Origin of the sequence: Pantoea sp. Pa-EAmG (assembly GCF_030024295.1) — a bacterium.
GTDB lineage: Bacteria > Pseudomonadota > Gammaproteobacteria > Enterobacterales > Enterobacteriaceae > Pantoea > Pantoea dispersa.
Genome location: NZ_JASEWO010000017.1, coordinates 17424 through 40561 on the forward strand (window position 1 = coordinate 17424; position 23138 = coordinate 40561).

A 23138-nucleotide genomic window follows, 5' to 3' on the forward strand; every position below is an offset into this window, starting at 1 on the left:
GATTTCCCCTGGTGTGAGTGCTTAGGTGTTTTCGAAAATGCGCGCATCAGGATGCGCACCGGTAATGAGTGCAACGATTTCGTCTGGCGTGGTGTCCGCGTGACGGCGCTCGGCGATTTTGCGGCCGCGACGAAACACCACCATGCGATCGGCCACGGCAAACACATCGCTGATGTTGTGGCTGATCAGCACCACGGCGCAGCCGCGTTCCGCCAGTCGGCGCGTCAGCTGCAGGACTTTCTGCGTCTCCGCGACCGCCAGCGCGGCGGTGGGTTCATCCATGATCACCAGCTGCGCGTTGAGATTGAGTGCGCGACAGATCGCCACCGCCTGGCGCTGGCCGCCGGACAGACTGCCGACCGCCGCTTCGGCATCGGAAATGTGCGCATCGAGCTCGGTCAGCAGTCGATCCACCGTTTCGCGCATCGCGCGGCGGCGCAGAAAAGGAATGCCGAGCACGCGGCGCTTCAGCTCGCGGCCAAGAAACACGTTCTCGGCAATCGACAGATTCTCTGCCAGTGCCAGCTCCTGATAGATGGTGGCAATACCGTGATCGGCGGCCTGACGCGGCGAGGTGAATTTCACCGCCCTGCCGTCTACCCACAGCTCGCCGTCGCTGGCGCTGTACGCGCCGGATAACACTTTGGTAAAGGTCGATTTGCCCGCGCCGTTGTCACCCAGTAGCGCCAGCACTTCACCGCGATGGATCGACAGATTGACCTGGCTAAGCGCCGTTAACGCGCCGAAGCGTTTGCCAATGTTGCGCGCTTCGATGAAACAGCTAGTCATGGGCGCTCTCCGGGTAAGCCGCGCTGTGGAAATCGATCTCCCACTGCAGCACGCGGGCGTAAAGCTGCGACAGCTGCGTCTGTTGCGCCGCGCTGAGCGTCAGTGCGCACTGGTCCAGCTCGGTTTTCAGCCACTGCGCCTGCTGATGAAACTCGTCTTCAGCATGCATCTCTACCCAGCGGCGTACGTCAGCGTCCTGCTGCGATTGCGCGCTGACGCGCAGGCACCAGTGGTAATACATCCACTCGGCACCGAACATCAGGGTGATGATTTCCGCATAGCTGCCCTGCTGCGCGACTTTCAGCATGCCATCGCGGAATGCGCTGACGCCGGGCAGATCGTCCGGATAATCCGCTGGCTGAATGCCGCGCCGCGCCAGCACCGCCTCAAACCAGGCGATTTGCGTATCCACCAGCGCATTGAGCACGCCAATCAGCCAGCGCTGCTGACGAATGCCGGGCGCCTTGCTCACCGCCAGCGCAAAAATAGCGATGGCGGTGGCGACGAAGTTACCCTCAAACACCAGATAACGATTAAACACGCTGGCCGGCAGCCGATCGTGCTCAATGTCGACGACAAAGCGGTGCTGCTGCATCGCCTGCCACAGCGCCTGATGCTGCGTCAGCAGCCGATCGCTGAAGCTTTCCATTACGCCTCCTCCAGCGCAGCCTGCGCCACCGCCATAAAGTGCTTCACGCGCGCCAGTTCCACCGGGTTCCACCACACGCCATCGACTTTCAGCGTGCTGGCGACAATCACCCCCTGCGTGCGGCCAAGGATTTGACAGACGTTGTCCGGCGTCACGCCTGAGCCCACCAGCAGCGGCAAGGCAGTTGCGGCGCGGATTTCGTCGATCTCACTCAGCGTGGCGCTGTCGCCGGTGCGCTGGCCGGTGGCGATCACCGCATCGGCTTCGAAGAAGTCGACGTCACGCGTCAGCTCCTGAATCGAGCGGTCGGCGACAATCGCGTGGCTGCCGTGTTTAACATGGCTATCGGCAAATACGCGGATGTGATCGGCCCGCAGCTGATTGCGATAGCGCAGCGCTTTAGCGGCTGCCCCTTCGATAAAACCTTCATTGGCGATATAGGCATTGGCCCACTGGTTAACGCGCACAAAATCCGCCCCGCCGGCTAATGCCGTGGCAATTGCCGGGATTGCCGCATTGGCCAGCACGTTAATTCCCAGCGGTGCAGCAAAACGCTCGCGGATTTTATCGGTGATCACCGCCATAAATGCCGCCGTTTCCGGACCAATATCGTCGGGCTTGGCAAAGGGAATATCGCCATGATTCTCAACAATTAAACCGTGCACGCCGCCAGCCAGATAATTATCCGCATCGCGCAGGGCGCAATCGATAATTTCACTCACCGGTTTACCGCGATATTTCGGCGAGCCGGGAAAGGCATCGCAGTGAATAACCCCAATCACCGCTTTACTGCGTGAAAAAATATCTTGTATCGCGTTACTTTTTTCTGCTGATATAGAAGCCATCTCTTTCACCTTATTAATGAGAAAACTATGCGTGTCTATGTTGCAGGCAATATTGTGGTGGATGAAACCTGGTCCATCGATCAACTCCCTGAAAAAGGCGCATCAATTCATGGCAAAAAAATTGCGCAGGATATCGGTGGCAAAGGCGCCAATCAGGCAATCATACTTTCGCGTTGCGGCATCCATACGCGCTTAATTAGCGCCACTGGCGATGATATTAACGGCCAGTGGATCCGCGAACGCATCCGGCACGAGAAATTAACCCTACTGCCGCCTCATTTTTTGTCTGCGCACAGTGACTCCTCAATTATTTTTAATAGCAGCGATGGCGATAATGCCATTATTACTACCACCGCCGCGGCCGACGCGCTGGCAGCGGATATTATCCTGGCTTACTTAGCCGATGCCGCTGCCGGCGATATTCTGCTGCAGCAGGGCAATTTTTCTGTGGATAAAACCCGCCGGTTATTTAACTGGGCAAAAGCGCACGGCTTAACCACGGTATTTAATCCTTCGCCGGTCAATCCGGACTTCGCCGATCTCTGGCCACTGATTGACATCGCGGTAGTCAATCAACCGGAAGCCGATCTGCTGCAACCCGCCGGCGTTAACACGCTGGTGATTACCCAGGGTGCTGCCGGTGCGCTGCTGATGCGCGGCAATCAGCGCGTGTTCTGCCCGGCGATTAACGTCGCGGCCGTCGATACCACCGGCGCCGGTGACACCTTCCTCGCCGTGCTGCTGGCGTCTGCCCTGCTGCGCGGCGTCGCGCCTGACATGCTGGCGCTGCAGCATGCCAGCGCGGCGGCGGCGATCACCGTCAGTCGCACCGGCACGCTGAACGCGTTTCCCGATGCTGATGAATTACAGCGTATTCTGGCGCAGCGCTAAGCCTGGGCGCAGACGTTCGCGTCTGCGCCTGGCAGTTACTTAAACAGCGAACGGTAGCTGTCGACGTTGGCTTTGGTCACCACCGTGGCCGGAACCAGAATGGTTTTGCTCACGGTTTTACCGGCCGTCAGGCTATTCAGCGCTTTCAGCGCTTCTTCACCCATTTTCTTCGGATCCTGCTGCAGCACGGCGGTAACGTAGCCACCGTCAATGCCGCTGATGGCTTTTGCCGTCAGATCCCAGCCGAATACCTTGATGTCCTTCTGCCGTCCCTGGTTTTCTACTGCGGCAATGGCACCCAGCAGCGCCGGCTCGCCGGTGGCATAGATCGCGGTGAGATCCGGGTTGCCGGTAATCAGGTTTTCGGCAGCGGTCATGGCGTTGTCCTGAATATTCTGCCCATCGACCACATCGGCGACCGTTATCTGGCTGTTGCTTTTAATCGTCTCTTCAAAACCTTTCTGACGCTGGTTTTGGATGGCCGAATTGAGCGCGCCGACAATTCCCAGTCGCGCTTTGCCGCCCATCTCTTTCGCAACATAATCGACAAAGTATTTACCAAGGATTTTTCCGCCTTCGAGGTTATCTACGCCCACCTGCGCGGCCTGCGGACCGGCAGGCAATACGGCATCAATCGCAATCACCGGAATATTCGCCGCTGCGGCTTCTTTTATCGCTGGCATAATACCGTTGACATCGATCGCATCCACCAGAATGCCTTTCACTCCCTGCTGAATATAGTTTTCAATCGCATCGTTTTGCGCCACGGGATTATCGTTGGCGTTATAAATCACCAGCTGTTTACCGCTGGCTTTGGCCGCTTCCTGTGCGCCCTGATTCATCAGATTAAAAAACAGCGCCTGCTGATTAATCTGGACTAACGCATAAGTGGGTGCGGCGTGAGCCTGAACGCATAATGAACCTGCGGCGAGTAAACCACTCGCAACGAACAGTGAACGCAGTTTTCCGCTGAAAGATGACATCATTGAGTTCCTCGTCGGGAATAATAATAACCAGCGCTTCTCAGCGACGTACCGCTGAGCGTTTTTTTTGGCAGGTAAATATCAGTTCAATGATTCTGAGCACGGCGATAATGCCTTGTTTTGATGCCGCCGGCGTTGTCTTTTTCGGCATCCCATCCACTGGGAGTGCGGGGTGAAAAAAACAATGTCGGGTTGGGAAGTTAATCCCGGTACTGCGGTAAACGCTTTATACAATTCGCCCGACGAATTTTTTTGTCAAGTGTTTATTTCTCCAGCGACGCAATCGGGAAAGCGCTGTATTAGTCGCGCTTAACTGTGTTACAGATAAGCCACCCCGGCAAACATGGCGAAATGGATGAGTACAAAACGCGTGTTGTTATCTGACGTGGCAAAGCTGGCTGGCCTGTCAAAAGCCACGGTGTCACGCTATCTGAATCACAGTATTGTGCTGCCGCAGGACACCGTTGACCGCATTGAAAGCGCGATCCGCACGCTGGACTATCGCGGTAATTCTCTTGCGCGGCGTTTAAGCAAAGGCGGCAGCGAAACCCTGGGCCTGGTGCTGCCGGATATCACTAACCCGTTTTTTGCCGAACTGGCGGATGCCGCCGAAGAAGCGGCGTCAGCGCACGGCTATAGTCTGGTGCTGTGCATCACGCGCAACAACCCGGACAAAGAGGCGCAGTTTATCCGCTGGCTGGATACGCGCCAGGTGGATGGCCTGCTGTTCACCACCAACCGGCCGGACAACGGCCTGCTGCGCGACGAGATCCAGCGGCAGCGCCATGTGGTGCTGCTGGATGAAGACATTCCCGGCAGTAACGTGCCGAAGGTCTTTGCGGATAACGTGCAGGGGGGCCGCATGGCCACCGAGCAGCTGATCGCCGCCGGGCATACGCAGATTGCGTTTATCGGCGGCCCGGAGCAGCTGATGAGCGTGCGCGAACGCTATCTTGGCTTTTGCACCGCGATGCAGCAGGCCGGTTTAACCGTACCGCCGCAATGGGTGATGTATGGCAACTACGAACGCGAATTTGGTCAGCAGGCGTTGCAGCACCTGTTCCGCTGCACGCCGCGCCCTACCGCCGTATTCGCCGCCAGTGACTATCTGGTGCTGGGACTGCTCGACGGTCTGCGCGCCATCGGCCTGCAGGCACCGGCGGCGCTGTCGCTGGTCGGCTTCGATGACGCCAACTACAGCGATCTGACCCAGCCGCGGATCTCCACCATCCGCCAGCCAGCGCGCCAGCTGGGCCACACGGCGGTAAGCATTATGCTGCGCCTGCTCAACAACGACAGCAGCATCCCGATGGAGACACGTTTACCGGTGGAATGGATTGGTCGCGATTCGGTGGGATTTGTTAGCGATGTCCCAAAATGAGGCAAAACTGCACAATCATGGCGCAAAAAGTGAGCGATTTTTTCCGTTAGCGGTATAGTGAGTAAACCGGTTTACTTGCTGATTACATAACATACGATGTATTACAACAAGTTAGCCGCGAGTGCAGTGCCTGTTATTCAGGCTGGCATGGATGCTGCAATGTCATACCTGGCGAGTAAATATCATTGTAGCGTTTACCCTGTTGCTGTGAATTAAGGGTTTATCTGGCAGGTAAACCGGTTTACTAGATTGTAAATCGTGTCAGATAGCCTCTTTTCGCGACCGGTTAAACATTTCCCACAGGCGTTGATGGGAGTGATCCAATGCAGCAATTACCAGCTCTTCCGGCCCGGGTTGAGATGATTAACATCACCAAAACCTACGGCTCAATTCGTTCTCTGCGCGGCGTCAATCTGCAGCTGGCCCCCGGCGAAGTGCTCGGTCTGGTGGGTGACAACGGTGCCGGCAAATCGACGCTGACCAAAGTGCTGTCCGGCGCGGTGATCCCCACCAGCGGCGCGATCCGCATTGATGGTGAACAGCAGCACTTCAGCAATCCGGCGGATTCGCGCCGTTGCCATATCGAAATGGTTTATCAGGATCTGTCGCTGTGCGACACGGTTGACGTGGCCGGTAACCTGTTCATGGGCCGCGAACCGACCAGACGCATCCTCGGCGTGCCGTTTCTCGATCAGGCCACAATGCATGCGCAGGCGCGTGAGATGCTGAAAGGTCTGGGCATCTCGATTCCTGATACCCGTCTGCTGGTGCGTAACCTCTCCGGCGGGCAGCGCCAGGCGATTGCTATCGCCCGTGCCGCCGCGTTCGATCCTAAAGTGCTGATTATGGATGAACCCACTGCCGCGCTGGCGGTAGCGGAAGTCGAGGCGGTGCTGGAGCTGATTCGCCGCGTGTCGGCGCGTGGCGTTAGCGTGATCCTCATCACCCATCGGCTGCAGGATCTGTTCCTGGTGTGCGATCGCATCATGGTGATGTACGAGGGCACTAACGTGGCCGATCGTCGCGTGGCGGACACCAGCCTGAGCGATATCGTCAACCTGATCGTGGGTGAGAAATTTACCGCGCAGTCCGCGGCAGCACACTGAGGTAACAGGATGAGCATCATGAATTTGGGCAGTTCACGCATGATCCAGCACTCTCTGCCGCGCCGCTTGTTGCATAACCATTCGGGTGTGGTGAGCATCGCGCTGTTTTTTGTCTTTTGCTGCGTGGTGTTTTCGCTGATCACCAGCAACTTTCTTACCAGTACCAACTGGCTGAATATCATCCGGCAAAGTGCGCCGCTGCTGATCGTCGCCACCGCGATGACGCTGGTGATTACTACCGGCGGCATCGATTTGTCGGTCGGCTCGACGCTGGCGCTGGTGGGCGCGCTGTCGGCCATTGCGCTCAATAACTGGGGCTTGCCGTGGCCGGTGGTGCTGATTGGCGGGCTGCTGCTCGGTGCGCTGGTGGGCGCCATCAACGGCTTCTTTATCGCCTGGGAAGGGATACCGGCATTTATCGTCACACTGGCCACGCTGGCAGTGGTGCGCGGCATCGCGCTGCTGGTGACGCAGGGCTATTCGATTCCGGTGCCGGCTGACAGCCTGTTCACCTTTATGGGTCGCGCCTGGGTGCTGGGGATTCCCATGCCGGCGCTGATCGGCATCGTGGTGCTGCTGGCCGGTCACATTGTGCTTAATCACCTGCGCTTTGGCCGCTACGTCACCGCCATCGGTGCCAACGCGGAAGGCGCACGCCGCAGCGGTATCAATACCAAAGCGGTGACCATGAAAGTGTACATTCTCAGCGGTATGGCGGCGGCGCTGGCTGGCATGATCATCACCGCGCGCCTCGGCAGCGGCTCTTCTAACCAGGGCGAAGGTTTTGAACTGCAGGTGATTGCGGCGGTGGTGCTGGGCAGTACCAGCCTGTTTGGCGGCTTTGGAACCGTGATCGGTACGCTGCTCGGCGCGCTGTCGATTGCCATTATCCAGAACGGCCTGATTTTGTCGCATATCTCGCCGTTCTATACCCAGATCGCCACTGGCACCATCATTCTGCTCGCCATCTGGCTCAACACCCGCATTCTCAACCCGAGCCGCGCGCCCGCCAAAGGATAGCCCATGAAAGGATCAATTTTTCGCCATGCGGATCCGTTGCCGCTCGGCGTCAGCAGCGGTCAGGTGATGACGGTGCTCGGTCCGCTGCCGGTGGCGGAGATGGGCGTCACGCTGATGCACGAGCACATTTTACTGGATGCCTCCGGTAAATGGGTGCCGCCCTGCTGCTGTAGCGACCGCCACATTGCTGAAATGCCGGTGCGCATCGAAAACCTCGGCGAGCTGTCACTCAACCCGCTGATGAGCCGCGACAACTGCCAGCTGTTTGACGTCGACACCGCAATTGACGAGCTAATGAAATACCGCGCGCTGGGCGGCGAAACGGTGATCGATCCGACCAATATCGGCATCGGCCGCGATGGCAAAGCGCTGCAGCGCATCGCCCGTCTCACCGGCCTGAATATTGTGATGGGCACCGGCCTGTATCTGGAGCCGTCGCATCCGGAGTGGGTAAAAACCATCAGCGTGGAACAGCTGACCGACAAGCTGATTTATGACCTCGGCGGACTGCCGGAGAAGCCGGAGGTCCTGGCCGGGCTGATCGGTGAAATCGGCATCTCCAGCCGCTTCACGCCGGATGAAGAGAAGTCGCTGCGTGCCGCCGGACGCGCCAGCGCCGCCACCGGCGTACCGATTCAGGTGCATCTGCCGGGCTGGGAGCGGCTAGGCCATAAGGTGCTGGATATTCTGGCGCAGGAAGGCGCCGATCTGCGCCACACCGTGCTGTGTCACATGAACCCCAGCTTTGCCGACAAAACCTACCAGCGCGAGCTGGCGGATCGCGGCGTGTTCCTCGAATACGACATGATCGGCATGAGCTACTACTACGCCGACGAATCGGCGCAGTCACCGTCCGATGAGGAGAACGCGCGCGCCATTTGCGCACTGATCGACGATGGTTATCTGCCGCAGATTTTGCTGTCCCAGGACGTGTTCCTGAAAACCATGCTGACGCGCTACGGCGGTCACGGCTATGGCTACATCCTCAAACATTTTGTGCCGCGCCTGAAACGTCATGGCGTCAGCGGCGAACAACTCGAAACCCTGATGATCACTAATCCGCAACGGGTGTTTGGCGGATAAACGGAGAAGTTGGCATGCAAAAGAACGTCTTGCTGGTCGGTGAATCCTGGACCAGTACCGCAACGCACGTAAAAGGCTTTGATCAGTTTGCTACCGCCACCTGGCACAGCGGTGCGGCGGATTTTCTCGCCTCGCTGCAGGAGAGCGCCTATGCCGTCACGCATATGCCGGCCCACGCCGCCGCCACCGATTTTCCGCAGACGCTGGAGGATTTGCAGCGCTGGAACGTGATTATACTGTCCGATATCGGTGCCAATACCCTGCTGCTGCATCCGGACACCTGGCTGAAAAGCCGGCGCACGCCCAATCGCCTGGCGCTGATTCACGACTATGTTGCCGCGGGTGGCGCATTAATGATGGTAGGCGGCTATTACAGTTTTCAGGGGATTAACGGCGGCGCACGCTATCGCAATACGCTGGTGGAGAAAGTGCTGCCGGTGCGCTGTCTGGCCTGGGACGACCGTATCGAAACGCCGGAAGGCAGTTACGCTGAGGTGACAACGTCACACAAAGTGGTTACCGATCTTCCCGGCGACTGGCCGTGGCTGCTCGGTTACAACGAAGTAGAGATGCAGCCGGAAGGCACGCTGCTGGCCACCGTGGCGGGCACCGGCCATCCGCTGCTGGCGGTGCGCGAATATCAGCAAGGCCGCTCGCTGGTGTGGACCAGTGACATGTCAGCTCACTGGCTGCCGGAAGAGTTCAGCCGCTGGCCGGGCTATCGCCAGCTGTGGATCAACTGCCTCGACTGGCTGACGGAGCGTGACTGATGCCAGCGCGCTCACTGCCTCTGGCGCAGCAGCTGCTGAGCTTTGACACCATCAATCCACCGGGCAATGAGCTGGCCTGTGTGCAATTCCTCGCCGCGTGGCTACAAGAGCAGGGCTTCGTTGTCGAACTGACGGGGTTTGGCGAGCAGCGCGCCAACCTGATCGCCCGCCTGCCGGGCCAGATGCCGGGCAAACCGCTGGCCTTTACCGGCCATCTGGACACCGTGCCGCTGGGTAATCAGCCGTGGCAGTTTGATCCGTTTGGTCACGACATTGATGGCGACCGGCTCTACGGGCGCGGCGCCAGCGATATGAAAGCGGCGGTAGCGGCGTTTGTGCTGGCCTGCGTGCAGCATAAAGCGGCGATTGCTGCCGGGCGCGGCGTGGTACTGCTGCTGACCGGCGGTGAAGAGACCGGCTGCCATGGTGCGCAGGCGCTGATCGCGGCCGGGCAGTTGCCTGAAATTGGCGCGCTGATCGTGGGCGAGCCGACCGCCAACCAGCCGGTGATCGGCCACAAAGGCGCGCTGTGGCTGCGCTGCGAAACGCGTGGCAAAACCGCGCACGGAGCCATGCCGGAGCTGGGTATCAACGCCATCTACCTGGCGGCTGATGCGCTGGGTAAAATTCGTCACTTTTCACCGGGCGCGCCGCATCCGCTGATGAAACAGCCGACGCTGAACGTCGGCCGCATTGAGGGCGGCCTCAACATCAACTCGGTGCCTGACCGCGCCGCGTTTGATGTGGATATCCGCAGCGCGCCCAACCTGCAACACGCGGTGATTCGCCAGCAGCTGGCGACCTTTCTCGGTGACAGCGTGCACATCAGCACGCTGGTCGATCTGCCAGCGGTGCTGAGCCCGGAGCGGCACCAGTGGATTCAGTCGGTGTACCGTGCCTGCGAAGCCGTGACGCAGCAACCTGCGGAAGCGCGCATCGTGCCCTATTTTACCGATGCCTCACTGCTGATGCCGGCGCTCGGCGATCTGCCCTGCATTATTCTCGGTCCCGGTGAGCCGACGCAGGCGCACCAGACTGATGAATACTGCCTGGTGAGCCGTCTGAGCGAGGCTGAGCAGATTTACGGGCAGCTCATCGCTGAATGGATGCGCTGAGTGCCGCTGATGCGCTAAAAGCGGATTTTTTCCCTCTGCGCCGCCGGAAACGCCCTGCAGCCTGTTACACTCGTCGGCTATAACAACTTTTTAACGTCAGCGGCGCAGTGTGCTGGCGTTATTACGCAGGATAGTCGCGGTTATGCCCGTCAATTTTGACCTCAACGATCTCTACGCCTTCCGCGCGCTGGTGGAGTACGGCAACTTTCGTCTGGCGGCGGAGTCAATCTGCCTGTCGCAGTCAGCGCTCAGCCGCAGAATTGAGAAGCTGGAAGCGGCGCTCGGCACCCGGCTGTTTGACCGCACCACGCGGCGCGTCACGCTAACGCTGTATGGCCAGAACTTTGCTCAGCGCTCGGAGCAGCTGCTGGATAATGTCGAATCGATGCTGGCCGACGTCGAGCGCGCCAGCCAGGATCGCACCGGCCTGATCACCGTCGCTACCGTGCCCTCGGGCGCTTACTATTTTATGCCGGAGGTGATCCGCCGCTTTCAGGCGCGTTACCCGCGCGTGCGCATCAAGCTGATAGACAGCAGCGTCGGCAACGTGATGGATGCAGTCAGCAGCGGACAGGCCGATTTCGGTATCTGCTTTGCGCGCAATCTTCCGTCGGAGCTCACCTTCACGCCGCTGGTGGAAGATGTTTACGTCGCCGCCTGTCGCCACGATCATCCGCTGGCGACGCGCCAGCAGCTCAGCTGGCAGGAGTATTTTGCGCAGGATTATGTGGCGCTGGATAAAGTGTCCGGTAACCGCAATCTGCTGGACAACGCGCTGGCGCACATTACGCCCGCCCGGCAAAGCATCTGCGAAACGCGCCATGTCACGACGCTGCTGGGGATGGTAGAAGCGGGCATCGGCATTGCTGCCGTGCCCGCGATGTCGATGCCGGCGAACGGGCATCCGCTGCTGCGCCAGCTGGCGCTGACCGATCCGCAGGTCACCCGTTCGGTGGGATTAATTCGCCGCAGCGGACGTATGCAATCTTACGTCGCTGCGGAACTGGAAAAGCTGATTATCGAACAGTCTCATCACGCTTAACGCGCGGTTTGCAACGTCAGCGCGCGGCGGCGATACAGGTACAGCGTCGCCAGCAGCGCACAAATCGCCGCAAAGCTCATCCAGTAACCCGGTGACGCTTTGTCGCCGGTGTATTCGATCAGCGCGGTAGACACCACCGGCGTGAAGCCGCCAAACAGCGCCGTTGCCAGGCTGTAGGCCAGCGAGAAACCGGCGACGCGCACTTCTGCCGGCATCACTTCGGTCAGCGCCGGGATCATCGCACCGTTATACAGGCCGTAAATAAACGACAGCCACAGCAGCACGCTCAGCATCATGCTGAAGGTCGGCGTCTGCGCCAGCAGCGTCAGTGCCGGGTAGGCGGTCGCCAGCGCCAGCAGCGTCATCGCCAGCAGCACCGGTTTACGCCCAAAGCGGTCCGACAGCGCACCGCCAATTGGCAGCCAGATAAAGTTGGAGATCGCCACCAGCAGCGTCACCAGCAGGCTGTCCGAGGCGCTCAGCATCAGCACTTTTTTGCCGAAGGTAGGCGCATAGACGGTAATGAGGTAGAACGCGGTGGTGGTCATCGCCACCATCAGCATCCCGGCAATCACTACCGGCCAGTTCTGCAACAGCGTGCTAAATACCTGACGCATATCCAGATGATGACGGCGCGCGCTGAACTCCTGCGTCTCCTCCAGACGGCGGCGCAGAATAAAGATAAACGGCACGATCAGGCAGCCAAACAGGAACGGAATACGCCAGCCCCAGGCGCTGATGGCGCTCTGCTCCAGCGCAGCATTGAGCGCGAAGCCCATTGCGGCCGCGACCATGATGGCAACCTGCTGACTGCCGGATTGCCAGCTGGTGTAGAAACCTTTGCGCCCCGGCGTGGCAATCTCTGCCAGATAAACCGACACGCCACCCAGTTCTGCCCCGGCCGAGAAGCCCTGCAGCAGACGACCAATCAGCACCAGCAGTGGCGCCCACAGGCCAATCGACTGGTACGACGGAATCAGCACGATCAGGAAGGTGCCCGCCGCCATGATCGACAGTGTGACGATCAGCCCTTTGCGCCGGCCAACCTTATCGATATAAGCGCCCAGCACAATCGCGCCAATCGGCCGCATCAGGAAGCCGGCACCAAACACCGCAAAGGTCATCATCAGCGACGCGAATTCGCTGCTGGCGGGGAAAAAGGTGTGCGCGATATAGGTGGCATAGAAACCGAACAGAAAGAAATCAAACTGTTCGAGGAAGTTGCCGGAGGTGACGCGGAAAATAGCGCCAACCCGGGCTCGGGTGGTCATCGGTAAGGCAGAGGAATGCATAAGTATCTCCAGTTTGTCCCTGGCGCTGTTATCAATCGCGCCTGCTTCGGAAGACTGGATCAGAACGTTAAGGTTAATAAGCGCAATAAACGCATGGCGTGATGCGTGCGGCGCATTAATCGCTGCCGGCAACGGGCCACCCTCAATATTAACAATGAGTTAACAAAGCCAGCCCCGTTTTTACTCCGCTCAGGCCCGCGGGCACCACAATACAGATTTGTGACCAGCTTCAAGCCGCTCACGGTGAGCCTGGCGCATCACAGGATAAACACATCTCTTTTTTCGCATATGTAGTTGACTTCATCACGTCGCCGCACCACACTGTTTGCTTTCCATTCAGGAGGGATTATGTCGCCGCTAACGCCACTGCAGCTGTTTAAAAACCTTTCCGATGAGACGCGTCTGACGCTGGTGCTGCTGCTGAAAGAACGTCAGGAGCTGTGCGTGTGCGAGCTGTCTGCCATTCTGCAACTGCCGCAGCCGAAGATTTCCCGTCATCTGGCGCTGCTACGCAACAGCGGTTTGCTGAGCGATCGTCGTGACGGCAAGTGGATCCACTATCGCCTTTCGCCACATATGCCGGTGTGGGCAGCGACGGTGATCGAACAGGCATGGCAATGCCAGCGCGATGCGATCCATGCCCTGCTGCTGCCGGTGCAGCGTGACCAGCTGACCACCGATGGCCGGGCGGTGTGTCTGTAAAAAATTTTACCCATACATATTCGATTTACCATATATGAAACGAACACAACCTGACTTTCCGGAGGAAACATGTTACTGGCAGGGACTATTTTCGCCATTACTTTACTGCTGGTGATCTGGCAACCGCGCGGGCTGGGCATTGGCTGGAGTGCCAGCGCCGGCGCGCTTCTGGCGCTACTGACGGGCGTGGTGCATCCCGGCGATATCCCGGCGGTGTGGCAGATTGTCTGGAACGCCACCGCCACCTTTATCGCGGTGATCATCATCAGCCTGCTGCTTGATGAGGCCGGCTTTTTTGCCTGGGCGGCACTGCACGTGGCGCGCTGGGGCGGTGGCAGCGGTAAAAAATTGTTCTCCTTTATTATCCTGCTGGGCGCCGCAGTGGCCGCGCTGTTTGCCAATGACGGAGCCGCGCTGATTCTGACGCCTATCGTGATCGCGATGCTGCTGGCGCTGGGTTTCAGCCGGGGGGCCACGCTGGCGTTTGTCATGGCGGCCGGGTTCATCGCCGATACCGCCAGCCTGCCGCTGGTGGTGTCCAATCTGGTTAACATCGTCTCGGCCGACTATTTCCGGATCGGCTTTGGCGATTACGCCGCTGTGATGGTGCCGGTCACGCTGGCGGCGGTGCTGGCGACATTGCTGATGCTGCACCTGTTTTTCCGCAAAGAGCTACCGCTCAGCTACGATCGCGCCCGGCTGACGTCGCCTGCGGCGGCAATTCGGGATCGAGCTACTTTCCGCGCGGGGTGGCTGGTGCTGCTCTTATTGCTGGCTGGCTTTTTTGCCCTTGAGCCGCTGGGCGTACCGGTGAGTGCCGTGGCCGCCGCAGGCGCACTGATGCTGTGGCTGGTGGCGCGGAGGGGTCAGGTGATTGATACGCGTAAAGTGCTGCGCAGCGCTCCGTGGCAGATTGTGGTGTTTTCGCTCGGCATGTACCTGGTGGTGTATGGTTTGCGCAACGCCGGGCTGACCGTCTGGCTCACCGGCTTGCTCAACGATTTTTCTTCCACTGGCCTGTGGGGCGCAACGTTTGCCACCGGCTTCTTCAGCGCCCTGCTCTCCTCCATCATGAATAATATGCCGACGGTGCTGGTGGGCGCCCTGGCGATTGATGCCAGCACGGCGCAGGGCGTAGTGCGCGAGGCGATGATTTACGCCAACATTATCGGCTGCGATCTGGGTCCGAAAATCACGCCGATTGGCAGTCTGGCAACGCTGCTATGGCTGCACGTACTGGCGCAAAAAGAGATTCGCATCAGCTGGGGCTACTATTTTCGCGTCGGCATCACCCTGACGTTACCGGTGCTGGCCGTGACGCTGGCAGCTCTGGCGCTGCGCCTTTCCCTTTGACCGTTAAGAGACTGACAATGACTAACATTACCATCTATCACAACCCGGACTGCGGCACCTCGCGCAATACGCTGGCACTGATTCGCAACAGCGGCGTCGAGCCCACCATTGTGCTTTATCTGGTTACGCCACCCACGCGTGAAACGCTGCAGCAATTGATCGACGCCATGGGGATTGGTCTGCGCGCGCTGGTGCGTCAAAACACCGACGCCTGGCAGGCGCTGGGGCCCGTACGTGAAACGCTGAGCGATGAGCAACTGCTGGATGCCATGCTGGCGCAGCCGATTCTCATCAACCGCCCGATTGTGGTGACGCCACTGGGAACGCGTCTGTGCCGTCCTTCTGAGCAGGTGCGGGATATCCTGCCCGATGCGCAGCGCGGTCCGTTTACTAAAGAGGATGGTGAGGTGGTGATTGATGCGCAGGGCCGGCGCGTCAGTCTTTAGTCGGTCAGAAATCGTCCGGGATAATCTGCTTCAATCGCGTGTACCTGGTCATAACGGCCAAACAGGCGATAGCGATTGCGGGCAATCAGGTTGTAGATCAGGTTAGTGAGCCCGTCCGGCAGATAACGCAGAACGCCACAGGCGCGCCACGGCCAGGGCAGCGAGTACATAATGCGACAGATGGCCTGCGCGCGCAGCCAGTGCTGCCCATCGCGCAGTAACACGATAGTGCGGATGTTATCGTGCGGTAATCCGGCGCGCTGCAGCAGCTGTTTGCCGCGCTCGCTCTGGATCGCCGCAAAGTGATAATCGCGCGGCAAGCGGTGGCGCAGCAGAAAAATCACCCAGGCATTACACAGCTTGCATTGTCCATCATAAAGAATGATCGGCTGGCCGGACTCGGGTTGTACGGATGATGACACCTTACCTCCGCATTGCAGATACAAAAAAACCGGTGAGGCGACACGCCCCACCGGTTCTATTATATGTCACTTATCAGAAGCTGACTTTCACGCCCGCCACCGCGCTGGTGTCGCTGTAGCTGTGGTTGCCCAGCTGCTGCGCCACGCCGCCCCACAGATTGACGTTCGCGTTCAGCCGCGCGTCCACGCCCAGCTTCACCTCGGCGGCGTTACGCGTGCCCGCTTGCTGAATGTTGACGCCGTTCAGCGCGGTGCCGAACGCCTTGCTGTTGTGCAGCCAGTTCGCTTCGGCGTACGGCTCGACGGCGCTCTGCGACTGCGGGTCGAGCAGTGCGCGCAGCGAGGCGCGCACGCCGAGCCGGCTCTGCAGGTTATCCTCACCGGTGGCCTGCACGCGGCTGCCGTTCTGCTCTTTCACGTCGTCCGCCTTCACGCCCTGCCAGTTCAGCTGCGCCTGCGGACGCAGCCACAGGCTGGTGCTGTCGCTCAGCGTCGCCACTTCGGCGCGGTAGCCGCCGGCCAGCGACGCGCTGATGCCTTTGGATTTATACGACTGCTGGCCGATGTCATCGCCCTTCACGCTGTTGTTGAACCAGCCGTAGCTCAGCGCGCTGTCGACGAACGCGCCGCTCTGCTCTGCCGCATTCTGCTGCCAGCTACCGTACACGCCCAGGCTGTAGCCGTTAACCTGGCCACGTGACTGGTAGCCGCTCACCGCCGAGCGCGACTTGCTCTGCGCGTTGCCGTAGCCGGCCATCGCGCCGAGGCGCAGGCTGTCGCTGCCGCTCAGCGTGCCGCTCGCCACGTCGCCGCCCAGCTGAATGGCGTAGCGGTTGGTGTCTGACTTCAGCTGGCCGCTGCTGTCTGTCACCCGGCTGTGGCCGGCGCTGTTGTGCAGCCACAGGCGCGTGCTCTGCTGCTGGCCGCTGGCGTCGGTGTAGAAGGTTTCCGCCGGACGGTCGTCCATGCTGGTGGTAAACAGCGTGTTGGCCGCCGCCAGGTTGGCGCTGTAGCTCGCCGCTTCCGGACGCACGATCATGTTGTGCTGATTTACCGGCGGCTCGACGATCTGGCCGCCCTCACCTTCGCCCGGCGTCACCACCGGATCGGGTTCGCTGCTGTTTTTATCGCTCACCAGATACCAGCCGTGCTGATCCGCGCCCTTCACCAGGCTGTAATCATAGGCACCGGCGACAATACGCCCTTTCTGACGGAACTCGCCGTTGTTAGCGCCATCCACCTGAATGATGTTCAGGCCCTGAAGGGTCTGCGCACCGCTGCCACCGGCGTTGTTGACCACCACGTCGGTGCTGCCGCTGCTGTCGCCGAGGATGTGCAGCTTATCGCTGGCGGAGTGGTCGTCGCCCAGCGCCGCGTTCATCACCAGCGTGCTGTTGTCGCCGCTGTAGTTGCCGTTGACCGTCAGGGTGCTGAAGCCGGCGCCGTCGTGGGTGAAGTTCAGCGTACTGTTGCTGGCGTTGAGCGTATCGACGCTGCTGTTGCCGGTGATGTTCCACTGGCTGTTGTCGCTGAGCGTCAGCGTATTCAGGCCGGAAGACGCACCGGTCCACGCCGAGCTGCCGCTCAGGTTGATCTGGCTGTCGGTGGTCTGGCTGCGGTCAATGTCTACGTTGCCTTCAAACAGCGAGTGGTTGCTGCCGTTCAGCACCACCGAGCCGGCGGTCGAACCTTCTGCTGTGTTATAGCCGGTTTTCAGCAACGTGCTGCCGCTCAGCAGCGAGTTGTCGGCGTCGATTTTCATGCTGGTGCCGGTCAGCACGTTAACGGCGGTGCCGCCGGTGGCGGTGATAGCGGTATTCGCCAGTTTAATATCCGCCAGCGTGGCCTGCGTCGGGGAGAGAATACCTGTAGCATTCTCGCCGGAAACCCTGATATTTGAATTAGTTAATGACAAGGCATTGGTTAAATCAAAAATATAATTATTCTGCAAGCTGATAGCGGCGTTATACCTTTCGGCATCGATACCGCTTTTATTAATAGTGATGTTATTTCCCGTGAATGTGCTGCCATCCTGTACAAGGATGCCATAGCCACCGCCGCGAGCCACTACGGAAACATCGCTCGCATTGGTCGTGGCAGAAAATGCGGTAAGCAGCGCTGATTTACTAGCATCAGTAACAATCTCAACATTCCTGAGATTAGCAATGCTGCCGTACGTGACATAAGCTACATATCCGGCTTCATGCCCCATCTCAATGCGGCTGTCTGTCAGGTTCAGTTCTGTACCGTCTGCGGACGCAGAGATACCTGAGCCGCTGCCAGTGACTGTAATATTAGTGTTAGCGGCAGTAAGCGTTGATTTCCCATCAGCTTTAAGACCATTGGCTCCGCCACCACTGGCAGCTATGGTCGTGTTATCGATATTTAACTGCGAACCCTCACCGCTTACATAGACAGCATCAGCATTTTGGCCGGAGGTCGTGATTTCTGCTCCTGAAACATCAAGATGTGCGCCGCTCGCGGTATATACACCATAAGCATGGTCGCCATTGGTGCTAACCTGCACATTGCTGGCGTTTAAAGCTGAAGCGCTGCCGGCATACAGACCAATCGCGCTGGCTCCGGCGGTTGTGAACGTACTGTTCTCCAGGTTCACTTTAGTACCGGTATTGTTAGCGGTCACGCCATTCGACTGGTCACCGCTGGTTCTCACCCGTACGCCGCTGGCACTGAGCTTGCTGCCGGAACCCGCGGCCAGGCCGTAGGCTTTCATCCCGGTCGTGGTCACGTTGCCGCCCGTCATCGTCAGTTCACTACCTTTGTCAGCGACCATCACAGCATAAGACTGGTCGCCGCTGGTGTTCACCTGCACATCGCTGGCATTGAGTAGGCCGCCAGATCCCGCCACCAGACCGTAGGCCCTGGTACCGTCGGTAGTAACGCTGCCGCCGGTTAAATCGATCAGCGAACCCGCCGCGCGCGAATAAGCACCATACGCGCCGTCGCCGTGAGTGACATAGTCGGTGTCAGTGCTGTTGATGATACCTGCTGAAGAGGCATACGCGGCGTGGGCGGTCTGGCCGGAAGTTTCCACCTTTGTGCCGTTGGTCTTCACAGCGCCGGTCAGGCTGGCCACGACGCCGTAGCCGCCGGTACCGGTAGTGGTCACGTTGCCGCGCGTCATCTCCGCAGAGGCAGCGCCGACGGTGGAAAACACACCGTAGCCGCTGGTGCCGGCATTCAGCACCGTCACGTCGGTGGCGCTTGCCTTGCCGCCATTCTGCACCAGTAGTCCATAAGCTTTGTCACCGGTCGCCTGCAGCGTCTGATTATTCAGTTCAACCGGCTGCGCCGGATCGCTGATGGTGGCACCGTTGGCCGCCAGCGCCGCCGGTGAACCGGCCAGCAGCAGCGCCGAGCCCAGCGCGCCGCCGATCAGTGCTGATTTATTCGCCGCTTTACCGGAGCAGGATGATTTGACTTTGCCGCGCGCCAGTTCCGAGGTGACGACATAACATTGCAGGGCATAATTCCAGATAACGCGATAGCTCTTGTTCATATTCTTTTCCTGATTCAGGTTAAAGCAATCCCTTCCGGCAATAAGCGGAATAAGCGGTTATTAACGGGCAGGCGCGGAATACACAGCCATCACGCTATTTACGGTGATGCGCTGTCTTACCGGCCTTAATTAATCTCTGCCAGAGCGGCTGATGGGAAAATATTCGCAAAATCGCGGAAGGGTGAATATGAGAGCACCGGCATACGGCTGTAGTCGCAGGACTACAAAAAGTAAGTCGCCGCGCTATGTTCCAGATCAATTAATTCTGTGTTAACACGTCAGGTGAGCAGTAAACAAAAGCGGAGAACGCGGGCGGGCATAAAAAAACGGCCCCCGTTGCGGGAGCCGTTGAGCATCAGAAGCTGACCTTCACGCCGGCGATGGCGCTGGTGTCGCTGTAGCTGTGGCTGCTCAGCTGCTGCGCTACGCCGCCCCACAGGTTGACGTTGGCATTCAGCGTGGCATCGACGCCCAGCTTCAGCTCACCGGCGTTGCGCGTGCCGGCCTGATGGATGGTAACGCCGTTCATTGAGGTGCCCAGCGCGCGGGTGTTGTGCACCCAGCTGGCCTCGACGTACGGCTCCACGCTGCGCCCCTGCTCCAGCCCGGAGCGCAGTGAGGCGCGCACGCCGACGTGGCTCTGCAGGTTATTTTCACCGGTGCCGCGTACGCGGGTGCCATTGCCTTCCGTCAGGTCATCGCCCTTCACGCCCTGCCAGTTCAGCATCGCCTGCGGACGCAGCCAGAAGCCGGTCGACTCGGAGAGCGTCGCCACTTCGGCGCTGTAGCCGCCGGCGAGCGACGCCAGGATGCCCTTCGACTTGTAGGACTCCTCGCCGATGTCCTCGCCCTTGATGCTGTTGTCGAACCAGCCGTAGCTCAGCGTGCTGTCGATAAACGCGCCGCTGCGCGCCGCCGCGTTCTGCTGCCAGGTGCCGTAAATGCCCAGGTTGTAGCCGTGCACCTGACCGCGCGACTGATAGCCGCTCACCGCCGAGCGCGATTTGCTCTGCGCGTTGCCGTAGCCGGCCATCGCGCCGAGGCGCAGGCTGTCCGCGCCGTGCAGCGTGCCGGTTGCCAGGTCACCGCCCAGCTGGATAGCATAGCGGTTGGTGTCGGTTTTCAGCTGGCCGCTGCTGTCTTTCTGATGGTTGTGACCGCCGCTGTTGCGCAGCCACAGGCGGGTGTGCTGCTGCCGGCCGTTCGCGTCCGTGTACTGCGTGACGCCCGGGCGATCGTCCATGCTGGTGGCGAACAGCGTGTTGGCCGCCGCGAGGTTGGCGCTGTAGCTCGCCGCTTCCGGGCGCACGATCATATTGTGCAGCTCCGCCGGCGGCGCGATGATGTCACCGCCGGTGCCTTCGCCCGGTGCGGTCACCGGATCGGTATTAACCGGATCGGTCTCGCTGCCGTTTTTGTCGCTCACCAGATACCAGCCGTGCTGATCCGCGCCTTTTACCAGGTTGTAGTCATAGGCACCGGCGACAATACGCCCTTTCTGACGGAATTCGCCGTTGGTCGCGCCGTCCACCTGAATCAGTTGCAGGCCCTGAATGGTCTGCGCGCCGCTGCCGCCGGCGTTGTTCACCACCACGTCGGTGTTGCCATTGACGTCGCCCAGCACGTGCAGCCGGTCGGTGGCCGAGGTGTCGCCGCCCAGCGCCGCGTTCATCACCAGCGTGGCATTGTCCGCCGTGTAGTTGCCGTTGACGGTCAGCACCGTGAAGTTCGCGGTATTGTGCGCCAAGTTGATCACGCTGTTGTTCGCGGTCAGCGCATCCACGCTGCTGTTGTCCATGATGTTCCACTGGCTGTTGTCGTTCAGCGTCAGCGTATTGAGGCCGGATGACGCACCGGTCCACACCGAGCTGCCGCTCAGGTTGATCTGGCTGTCCTGCGTCTGGCTGCGGTCGATGTCCACGTCACCGATGAACAGCGAGTGGTTGCTGCCGTTCAGTACCACTGACCCGGCGGTTGAACCTTCTGCTGTGTTATAGCCGGTTTTCAGCAGCGTGCTGCCGCTCAGCACCGAATTATTAGCGTCGATGTTCATGCTGGTGCCGGTCAGCACATTGACGGCGGTGCCGCCGGTGGCGGTGACGCGGGTATTGGCGAGTTTAGTGTCCGCCAGCATGGCCTGGCTCTGAGAAAGAATGCCGGTGGCATTTTCGCCTGTAATATTAATATTCGAATCAGCCAGATTAAGGTAATTGATTAGGTCCGGGTTATACACATTCTGGATGTTGAGCGCGGCGTTAAAGCCATCTTTATCGATACCACTTTTATCAATGGTGATATTCTGCCCGGTGAATGTACTTCCATCCTGCACCAGAATTCCGAAACCACCGCTGCGTGCCTGTACAGAAACATTTTCGGCATTGATATCGCCTGAAAATGCTGATAACAGCGCTGAATTGTTTGCATCAGTGACAATATCTACGTTCTTCAGATTTATAGTACTGTTGTCATAGCTAAACGCTGCATATCCGCCCTGCTGACCGACTTTTATCCGGCTGTCAGAGAGACTCAGCACCGTTCCGGAACCATTGGCGGCCACGCCTGAACCACTGCCGGTAACTTCTATTTCAGAGTTCGACGCATTCAGCGTCGATTTTGGATCTGCAAGCAGGCCATTAGCACCGGCGCCAGTAACCACAAATGTACTATTGTCCACGTTGAGCACAGAGCCCTCGCCGCTGGCGTAGCCGCCATGTGCATTCCGGCCAGAGGTGCTGACGTGGGCATCTGAGGCGGTCATCGTCCCCGAGCCAGCGACGTACAGACCGTGGGCATCCTGCCCGCTGGTCGCAACCTGCACGCCGCTGGCGTTGAGTTTGCCACCGGAAATCGCTGCCAGACCGTAGGCGTTGGTACCGCTGGTCGTCACTGCTCCACCTGCCAGCGTAACTTCTGTCCCGGCCAGGTTAGCAAAAACACCAAAGGACTGGTCGCCATGGGTGACCACATTTACGCCATCCGCAGTCAGGCTGCCGCCGGAACCCGCCACCAAACCATAAGCCTTGGTGCCACTGGTGGTGACGCTGCCGCCTGTGATATCGATCAGCGAACCCGCAGCGCGCGAATAAACACCATAGGCACTGTCGCCGTGCGTTATATAGTCTGCGTTCTGGCTGTTAATGATACCGGCCGAAGAAGCGTAGGCGCCGTAGGCGGTTTTTCCGGTGGTTTCCACGCGGGTGCCATCGAGTTTTAAAGTGCCAGTCCGGCTGGCGACCACACCGTAGCCGCCATCGCCCGTGGTTTGCACGCTGCCGCGTGTCATCTCAATCGCAGAAGACGCAAGGGTGGAGAATACACCGTAGCCGTTATTGCCATCATTGAGCACGATGACATCCGTGGCGCTGGCCTGCCCGCCATTCTGCACCAGCAGCCCATAACGATCGTTACCGGTCGCCTGCAGCGTCTGGTTGCTCAGTTCCAGCTTATCCTCAGGGCCGTTTACCATTGCGCCATGAGAAGAGGCCAGCGCCGCCGGTGAACCAGCCAGCAGCAGCGCCGAGCCCAGCGCGCCGATAATCAGGGATGATTTATTTGTCGCTGCACCAGAGCAGGAAGACTTCACTTTGCCGCGCGCCAGTTCCGAGGCCACGACATAACATTGCTGGGCATAATTCCAGATAACACGATAATTTTTGTTCATGATTTTTCCTGATTCTGATTATGTCGAACCCGGACGGATACGACCTAACGGTTTAAACGGCGGCGATG

19 protein-coding genes are annotated in these 23138 nt (G+C 59.3%); 11 read left to right on the top strand and 8 right to left on the bottom strand.

Translation table 11 applies throughout. From position 1 onward, the window contains the following. Window positions 1–21: 21 nt before the first annotated feature. Genes QMM04_RS04350 through QMM04_RS04360 form a run of 3 tightly spaced genes read right to left on the bottom strand, consistent with a single transcriptional unit; the run spans window position 22 to window position 2283 of the window. Window positions 22–789 (bottom strand): ATP-binding cassette domain-containing protein, encoded by a 768-nt coding sequence (locus tag QMM04_RS04350; protein WP_104093608.1) that lies wholly within the window; start codon window positions 787–789, stop codon window positions 22–24. Further along, on the bottom strand, window positions 782–1438 hold the full coding sequence (locus tag QMM04_RS04355) for a TenA family protein (RefSeq protein WP_125311197.1): 657 nt from the start codon (window positions 1436–1438) through the stop codon (window positions 782–784). The genes QMM04_RS04350 and QMM04_RS04355 overlap by 8 nt, the downstream gene beginning before the upstream one ends. Further along, complete coding sequence (locus tag QMM04_RS04360) at window positions 1438–2283, bottom strand: BtpA/SgcQ family protein (RefSeq protein ID WP_058758763.1); 846 nt, start codon at window positions 2281–2283, stop codon at window positions 1438–1440. Before QMM04_RS04360 ends, QMM04_RS04355 begins: the two co-directional genes overlap by 1 nt. 27 nt (window positions 2284–2310) lie before the next feature. Here QMM04_RS04360 and QMM04_RS04365 point away from each other — a divergent pair, with 27 nt between their 5' ends. Continuing rightward, window positions 2311–3174, top strand: a complete 864-nt coding sequence (locus QMM04_RS04365) for a PfkB family carbohydrate kinase (protein WP_282995710.1) — start codon at window positions 2311–2313, stop codon at window positions 3172–3174. A gap of 35 nt (window positions 3175–3209) precedes the next feature. On the opposite strand, the gene QMM04_RS04370 is transcribed toward QMM04_RS04365, so the two are convergent. Then, a complete protein-coding gene (locus QMM04_RS04370) occupies window positions 3210–4160 on the bottom strand; it encodes a substrate-binding domain-containing protein (RefSeq protein WP_282995711.1) in 951 nt (316 codons plus the stop codon). Window positions 4161–4500: 340 nt separating this feature from the next. On the opposite strand from QMM04_RS04370, the gene QMM04_RS04375 reads away from it, so the two are divergent. From QMM04_RS04375 to QMM04_RS04405, 7 genes are all read left to right on the top strand, one after another. Next, complete coding sequence (locus QMM04_RS04375) at window positions 4501–5538, top strand: LacI family DNA-binding transcriptional regulator (RefSeq protein ID WP_031280100.1); 1038 nt, start codon at window positions 4501–4503, stop codon at window positions 5536–5538. A 359-nt stretch (window positions 5539–5897) separates the two neighbouring features. Further along, window positions 5898–6644 carry an ATP-binding cassette domain-containing protein gene (locus tag QMM04_RS04380; RefSeq protein WP_021509459.1) on the top strand — a complete coding sequence of 249 codons (747 nt, stop codon included), beginning with the start codon at window positions 5898–5900 and terminating at the stop codon, window positions 6642–6644. An 18-nt stretch (window positions 6645–6662) separates the two neighbouring features. Next, window positions 6663–7664: an ABC transporter permease gene (locus tag QMM04_RS04385; protein WP_164861075.1), complete on the top strand. Its 1002-nt coding sequence runs from the start codon at window positions 6663–6665 to the stop codon at window positions 7662–7664. Window positions 7665–7667: 3 nt separating this feature from the next. Further along, the gene (locus QMM04_RS04390) at window positions 7668–8747 is read left to right on the top strand and encodes a phosphotriesterase-related protein (protein ID WP_132463775.1); all 1080 of its coding nucleotides are present in this window, start codon (window positions 7668–7670) and stop codon (window positions 8745–8747) included. Between the two features lie 14 nt (window positions 8748–8761). Continuing rightward, the gene (locus QMM04_RS04395) at window positions 8762–9517 is read left to right on the top strand and encodes a glutamine amidotransferase (protein WP_166710291.1); all 756 of its coding nucleotides are present in this window, start codon (window positions 8762–8764) and stop codon (window positions 9515–9517) included. Further along, a complete protein-coding gene (locus QMM04_RS04400) occupies window positions 9517–10632 on the top strand; it encodes a M20 family metallopeptidase (RefSeq protein WP_059012269.1) in 1116 nt (371 codons plus the stop codon). Before QMM04_RS04395 ends, QMM04_RS04400 begins: the two co-directional genes overlap by 1 nt. A 142-nt stretch (window positions 10633–10774) precedes the next feature. Continuing rightward, the gene (locus QMM04_RS04405; RefSeq protein ID WP_059012271.1) at window positions 10775–11674 is read left to right on the top strand and encodes a LysR family transcriptional regulator; all 900 of its coding nucleotides are present in this window, start codon (window positions 10775–10777) and stop codon (window positions 11672–11674) included. On the opposite strand, the gene QMM04_RS04410 is transcribed toward QMM04_RS04405, so the two are convergent. Next, window positions 11671–12966 (bottom strand): MFS transporter, encoded by a 1296-nt coding sequence (locus QMM04_RS04410; RefSeq protein ID WP_021509465.1) that lies wholly within the window; start codon window positions 12964–12966, stop codon window positions 11671–11673. The two genes, QMM04_RS04405 and QMM04_RS04410, sit on opposite strands and share 4 nt — an antisense overlap. Before the next feature lie 348 nt (window positions 12967–13314). Here QMM04_RS04410 and QMM04_RS04415 point away from each other — a divergent pair, with 348 nt between their 5' ends. The 3 genes from QMM04_RS04415 (at window position 13315) to arsC (ending at window position 15467) form a co-directional block, all read left to right on the top strand. Continuing rightward, complete coding sequence (locus QMM04_RS04415; protein ID WP_021509466.1) at window positions 13315–13668, top strand: metalloregulator ArsR/SmtB family transcription factor; 354 nt, start codon at window positions 13315–13317, stop codon at window positions 13666–13668. A gap of 69 nt (window positions 13669–13737) precedes the next feature. Further along, complete coding sequence (locus tag QMM04_RS04420) at window positions 13738–15021, top strand: arsenic transporter (RefSeq protein ID WP_127834867.1); 1284 nt, start codon at window positions 13738–13740, stop codon at window positions 15019–15021. 17 nt (window positions 15022–15038) lie between these two features. Next, a complete protein-coding gene (gene arsC / locus QMM04_RS04425) occupies window positions 15039–15467 on the top strand; it encodes an arsenate reductase (glutaredoxin) (RefSeq protein ID WP_282995712.1) in 429 nt (142 codons plus the stop codon). Here the strand turns inward: arsC and QMM04_RS04430 are convergent. The 3 genes from QMM04_RS04430 to QMM04_RS04440 all read right to left on the bottom strand — a co-directional run bounded on the left by QMM04_RS04430 (window position 15464) and on the right by QMM04_RS04440 (window position 23070). After that, a complete protein-coding gene (locus tag QMM04_RS04430) occupies window positions 15464–15889 on the bottom strand; it encodes a thiol-disulfide oxidoreductase DCC family protein (protein ID WP_058758774.1) in 426 nt (141 codons plus the stop codon). The two genes, arsC and QMM04_RS04430, sit on opposite strands and share 4 nt — an antisense overlap. 73 nt (window positions 15890–15962) lie before the next feature. Further along, window positions 15963–19409, bottom strand: coding sequence for an autotransporter outer membrane beta-barrel domain-containing protein (locus QMM04_RS04435; RefSeq protein WP_282995713.1), 3447 nt, complete (start codon window positions 19407–19409; stop codon window positions 15963–15965). A gap of 355 nt (window positions 19410–19764) precedes the next feature. Continuing rightward, window positions 19765–23070, bottom strand: coding sequence for an autotransporter outer membrane beta-barrel domain-containing protein (locus QMM04_RS04440; RefSeq protein ID WP_282995714.1), 3306 nt, complete (start codon window positions 23068–23070; stop codon window positions 19765–19767). Window positions 23071–23138 lie beyond the last annotated feature (68 nt).

What these genes read in the sequence shown, in the direction of transcription:
- QMM04_RS04405 (WP_059012271.1), top strand. Translation starts at nt 10,775, where the DNA reads ATGCCCGTCAATTTTGACCTCAACGATCTCTACGCCTTCCGCGCGCTG.
- QMM04_RS04365 (WP_282995710.1), top strand. Translation starts at nt 2,311, where the DNA reads ATGCGTGTCTATGTTGCAGGCAATATTGTGGTGGATGAAACCTGGTCC.
- arsC (WP_282995712.1), top strand. Translation starts at nt 15,039, where the DNA reads ATGACTAACATTACCATCTATCACAACCCGGACTGCGGCACCTCGCGC.
- QMM04_RS04360 (WP_058758763.1), bottom strand. Translation starts at nt 2,283, where the DNA reads ATGGCTTCTATATCAGCAGAAAAAAGTAACGCGATACAAGATATTTTT.
- QMM04_RS04395 (WP_166710291.1), top strand. Translation starts at nt 8,762, where the DNA reads ATGCAAAAGAACGTCTTGCTGGTCGGTGAATCCTGGACCAGTACCGCA.
- QMM04_RS04400 (WP_059012269.1), top strand. Translation starts at nt 9,517, where the DNA reads ATGCCAGCGCGCTCACTGCCTCTGGCGCAGCAGCTGCTGAGCTTTGAC.
- QMM04_RS04350 (WP_104093608.1), bottom strand. Translation starts at nt 789, where the DNA reads ATGACTAGCTGTTTCATCGAAGCGCGCAACATTGGCAAACGCTTCGGC.
- QMM04_RS04420 (WP_127834867.1), top strand. Translation starts at nt 13,738, where the DNA reads ATGTTACTGGCAGGGACTATTTTCGCCATTACTTTACTGCTGGTGATC.
- QMM04_RS04355 (WP_125311197.1), bottom strand. Translation starts at nt 1,438, where the DNA reads ATGGAAAGCTTCAGCGATCGGCTGCTGACGCAGCATCAGGCGCTGTGG.
- QMM04_RS04375 (WP_031280100.1), top strand. Translation starts at nt 4,501, where the DNA reads ATGGCGAAATGGATGAGTACAAAACGCGTGTTGTTATCTGACGTGGCA.
- QMM04_RS04410 (WP_021509465.1), bottom strand. Translation starts at nt 12,966, where the DNA reads ATGCATTCCTCTGCCTTACCGATGACCACCCGAGCCCGGGTTGGCGCT.
- QMM04_RS04385 (WP_164861075.1), top strand. Translation starts at nt 6,663, where the DNA reads ATGAATTTGGGCAGTTCACGCATGATCCAGCACTCTCTGCCGCGCCGC.
- QMM04_RS04380 (WP_021509459.1), top strand. Translation starts at nt 5,898, where the DNA reads ATGATTAACATCACCAAAACCTACGGCTCAATTCGTTCTCTGCGCGGC.
- QMM04_RS04440 (WP_282995714.1), bottom strand. Translation starts at nt 23,070, where the DNA reads ATGAACAAAAATTATCGTGTTATCTGGAATTATGCCCAGCAATGTTAT.
- QMM04_RS04390 (WP_132463775.1), top strand. Translation starts at nt 7,668, where the DNA reads ATGAAAGGATCAATTTTTCGCCATGCGGATCCGTTGCCGCTCGGCGTC.
- QMM04_RS04435 (WP_282995713.1), bottom strand. Translation starts at nt 19,409, where the DNA reads ATGAACAAGAGCTATCGCGTTATCTGGAATTATGCCCTGCAATGTTAT.
- QMM04_RS04415 (WP_021509466.1), top strand. Translation starts at nt 13,315, where the DNA reads ATGTCGCCGCTAACGCCACTGCAGCTGTTTAAAAACCTTTCCGATGAG.
- QMM04_RS04370 (WP_282995711.1), bottom strand. Translation starts at nt 4,160, where the DNA reads ATGATGTCATCTTTCAGCGGAAAACTGCGTTCACTGTTCGTTGCGAGT.